This is a genomic window from Brasilonema bromeliae SPC951, assembly GCF_012912135.1.
Taxonomy (GTDB): Bacteria; Cyanobacteriota; Cyanobacteriia; order Cyanobacteriales; family Nostocaceae; genus Brasilonema; species Brasilonema bromeliae.
Genome location: NZ_QMEB01000193.1, coordinates 1 through 3,734, shown reverse-complemented (window position 1 = coordinate 3,734; position 3,734 = coordinate 1). Strand labels below are relative to the sequence as shown.

Annotated in this window: 5 protein-coding genes; 2 read left to right on the top strand and 3 right to left on the bottom strand. The window is 41.6% G+C overall.

All coding sequences use genetic code 11. From position 1 onward, the window contains the following. Together DP116_RS29565 and DP116_RS20955 are read left to right on the top strand one after the other, a co-directional pair. On the top strand, nt 1-551 hold a 551-nt coding region (locus DP116_RS29565; RefSeq protein WP_281357457.1), incomplete at its 5' end, for a nitrilase-related carbon-nitrogen hydrolase. Between the two features lie 3 nt (nt 552-554). Continuing rightward, nucleotides 555-1,973, top strand: a complete 1,419-nt coding sequence (locus DP116_RS20955; RefSeq protein WP_169157014.1) for an aldehyde dehydrogenase family protein — start codon at nt 555-557, stop codon at nt 1,971-1,973. A 194-nt stretch (nt 1,974-2,167) separates the two neighbouring features. Here DP116_RS20955 and DP116_RS20950 read toward each other — a convergent pair whose 3' ends face one another. From DP116_RS20950 to DP116_RS20940, 3 genes are read right to left on the bottom strand one after another with little or no spacing between them, the layout of a single operon-like run. After that, entirely contained in the window at nt 2,168-2,431 is a 264-nt protein-coding gene (locus tag DP116_RS20950; RefSeq protein WP_169157013.1) for a Txe/YoeB family addiction module toxin, read from the bottom strand. Then, nucleotides 2,397-2,696 carry a hypothetical protein gene (locus DP116_RS20945; protein ID WP_169157012.1) on the bottom strand — a complete coding sequence of 100 codons (300 nt, stop codon included), beginning with the start codon at nt 2,694-2,696 and terminating at the stop codon, nt 2,397-2,399. The genes DP116_RS20950 and DP116_RS20945 overlap by 35 nt, the downstream gene beginning before the upstream one ends. 45 nt (nt 2,697-2,741) lie before the next feature. Further along, nucleotides 2,742-3,542, bottom strand: a complete 801-nt coding sequence (locus DP116_RS20940; protein ID WP_169157011.1) for an aspartyl/asparaginyl beta-hydroxylase domain-containing protein — start codon at nt 3,540-3,542, stop codon at nt 2,742-2,744. Nucleotides 3,543-3,734: the final 192 nt, after the last annotated feature.

The following is a 3,734-nucleotide window of genomic DNA, read 5'->3' as shown; positions in this document are numbered from 1 at the left end:
GTGTGTTTCCGGTTGCAAAGACTGCAATTGGGAATTTGGGGGCGATCGCATCAGAAGAAATTTTATATCCAGAAGTAGCGCGGTGTCTAGCAATGCGTGGAGCAGAGATTTTTCTGCACTCAACCTCAGAAGTTTATGGCAAAGAACGCGCTCCCAAAGAAGCGGCAAAAATCTGTCGCGCTGTGGAAAACATGGCATACGTAGTTTCATCCAATACTGCTGGCATCGCTAATATCCCCATCCCTGTCGCTTCTGCCGATGGTGGCTCTAAAATCATTGACTATCGAGGGCTGGTTTTAGCTGAGACAGGCGAAGGGGAGAGTATGGCAGCTTTTGCTGAAATAGACTTGGCTGCTTTACGCCGCTACCGCCGCCGTCCAGGGTTAAATAATTTACTTTCACGACAGCGGTTTGAACTCTACGCAGAAAGTTATCATCACTCGCACTTTTACCCAGCTAACAGTATGCTGGAAAAAGAAGTACACCGCAAACACTTTATCCAAACACAGCAAGAAACAATAGAGCGCCTAACTAAACTAGGGGTAATATAAGTCATGTCCAAACCAATAGAAATCCGCAACCCCTGGACTGGAAAATTTGATTATGTGATTATACCACTACCCCCAAAGCTGATAGTACAGCAATGCAACCGCTTGCGGAGAGCACAAAGAGGTTGGTTGCAGCTTGGTTTAGAAGGAAGAATCGAAGTTCTGCAACAGTGGAAGCAAGCGATTATATCTGGACGCGATAAACTGCTCGAAGCGTTGGTCAATGATACAGGAAGATTATCAATATCGCAATTAGAAATTGACTCATTTCTCTCTAGCATTGATAGGTGGTGTAAATTAGCACCAGAATTGCTGCAAGAAACTGTCAAAGATACAGCAATTTCTTTTATCGAACTGCAACAAACAGCGGTTCCTTACCCTCTAGTTGGGGTCATTAGCCCGTGGAACTTTCCTCTCTTGCTTTCAACAATTGATACAATTCCAGCATTACTCGCTGGTTGCGCTGTGATTGTCAAACCCAGTGAAATTGCTCCCCGCTTTACCGGACCACTGTTGGCATCAATTAATGCAGTTCCAAAATTACGTGATGTATTAACTTTTATAGAGGGAGCAGGTGAAACCGGAGCTGCACTCATCGAGTATGTGGATTTGGTATGCTTTACTGGAAGTGTGGCAACAGGTCGAAAAGTAGCAGAAGCAGCAGCTAAACGCTTCATTCCTGCTTTTTTGGAATTAGGAGGTAAAGACCCGGCTATTGTACTGTCGTCCGCTAATTTAGACTTAGCAACATCAGCAATTTTGTGGGGTTCTGTCGTCAACACTGGACAGTCGTGTCTCTCTATAGAAAGGATCTACGTTGCGGAATCTATTTTTGAAAAGTTTGTTGAACAACTGGTAGCCAAAGTGCAACGCCTTGAATTAGCTTACCCTAGGCTGGAAAATGGAGAAATTGGTCCGATTATTGCAGAAAGACAGGCAGCAATTATCAGCGACCATCTGCTAGACGCAGTGGAACAGGGAGCAGTTGTCCACTGTGGCGGTGAAGTTGAGAATTACGGAGGATCTTGGTGGTGTCGTCCTACAGTTCTCACTTCTGTCAACCATTCTATGAAGGTGATGACCGAAGAGACATTTGGTCCGATTATGCCAGTCATGCCCTTTTCCACAATTGAAGAAGCGGTGAACTTGGCGAATGACTCAATTTATGGATTAAGTGCAGCAGTTTTTGCCTCGTCGGAAGCACAAGCTTTGGAAGTCGCGCGTCAGATAGATGCAGGTGCTATCAGTATCAACGATGCAGCTCTGACTGCTCTTATGCATGAGGGAGAAAAAAATGCTTTCAAATTTTCTGGTATGGGTGGATCACGCATGGGACCTGCGGCGCTGACACGTTTTATGCGGAAAAAAGCTTTTTTGGTGAAAACAAAGAACATGAGTGACCCTTGGTGGTTTGATAGTCATTGAGTGAACTTAGCAAGGTTGTGAAAAGGCAAGCCTCTGGCTTTAGCTTTTGCGTATCGCATGGTTGGGAGAATAGGCGATGGCGCAGCGCGCCCTACGCCCCACCCTGCGCAGCAGAGTGCCCCAAATCTTCGATTTGGGGAGAGGGTTTTCTCAAAGAAAACCCTCTGGGCGTATACGGGCGATCGCAAACAGCTTCAGTCATCATAGTGAAATCGACAACTCAAAATGATGATTTCAGTTTCAGTCACTTCATACACTAAACGATGCTCATCCGTAATTCGTCGTGACCAATATCCGGTCAGTTCATGCTTTAGAGGTTCAGGTTTGCCAAGTCCAGTAAATGGTTGACGAAGAATATCGTTAATTAAGGTGATAATCTTGCGATGAATTTTTTTATCTTGTGCTGCCCAGTCGTTGAATTGTTCAAATGCCGAATGAGCGAATGTTATATTCTTCATTCCATTCCTCAGGCGTAAAACTGACCAGGTTGGTTTTTGTTTCAATGTTTTGAATAGCGGTCATCAAGTGGTAACGATTGGCTTCAGTAGACAGCAAATACTCTGTCTCATCTTGTTGAATAGATTGGTTCGCATTTGTTTCAACAACATCTTGTTCAACTAAAACAATCACTTCAACAACAGTTCCTTCTGCTAACTCAGACGTTTGAATCTCAATTTTGCCGTCCTTGCCAACCACCACTTGCTGTTTAATGCCACTTAACATGTCAAACCCTCGCAATAAGTTTTTCCAGACAGTGTGCAGATGAAATTAAGCTCCTAAGGCTTTATCCCACTCTAACTGATGAGCTAAACCATACTTGATAAAATCTTCTGTTTTCGCTTTATCACTTTTACCAAAAACACCTAAACTGTAAGGATTATCTTGCATACGTTGTGTGACTTGCTCTTGTTCAAAGCGTATTAAGTCTTCTCTAGGCTTATCTGTTTTTAAAAAGTCTACAACCAAGACGGTTCTGTCATAATTAGTGTAATTATGCGGGCAGTGTGGATAGCTATGATCTAAAACCATGAATTTTCCTTCATGCCAATAAAGCTGCTCATGGCATATTTTCATAGCTATATCCCCTGGTGGCACAATCAATCCTAGATAGCCACGGTTCATATGAGGGTTATCATTTACATGCAGCTTAATATCCAAGCCTGGATGGAATGTACCAAAATAGACATTTCTGATGATGTTATCATTGATTAAGTTGACTTTTTTGATTACCTTAGCCAAATTTGGGAAATATTTTTCTCTTAATGCGAGTGCTTTTTGCGATGCGTCATTTTGCCTATAATTAGGATATTCGATTTGATGAAGTTGAATATATTCTTCAATGAAGATACCTTGAAATAAAATACCAAAAGCACTGTATTTAGAATTTCCTTTAGTTTTAATCGTTTTACTTTTAGGTCCCAAAACATCATAACTGAATTGTAATTCTTCATGAGATGCGTGTTTGATAAAGTTTGTAAACTCATCTCTAATCACTTGCCAGTTATCTTGAAAGCTGTTAAGAAAATTAAATTGATTTGGGTCTAGATGATACTCATTAAAACTTTCCATGATCTTTTCTCCTGAAGATGATTGAATAAAAAAAAGTTACATGGTGATGAGATTTGGTCTGCCTACCGATACGATATTGGAATTCCTGACTAGAACAGAGTATTTTTTAATTAAAAGCTCATGCTTAGAGTTATAGCTATAAACTTATACAGCCTTCCTAAATAGGATATGAACATCCTCCTCTTCTTCTCT

Bases quoted from the DNA above. Each gene is read 5' to 3' on its own strand.
- DP116_RS20945 (WP_169157012.1), bottom strand. From the start codon at position 2,696: ATGTTAAGTGGCATTAAACAGCAAGTGGTGGTTGGCAAGGACGGCAAA.
- DP116_RS20940 (WP_169157011.1), bottom strand. From the start codon at position 3,542: ATGGAAAGTTTTAATGAGTATCATCTAGACCCAAATCAATTTAATTTT.
- DP116_RS20950 (WP_169157013.1), bottom strand. From the start codon at position 2,431: ATGAAGAATATAACATTCGCTCATTCGGCATTTGAACAATTCAACGAC.
- DP116_RS20955 (WP_169157014.1), top strand. From the start codon at position 555: ATGTCCAAACCAATAGAAATCCGCAACCCCTGGACTGGAAAATTTGAT.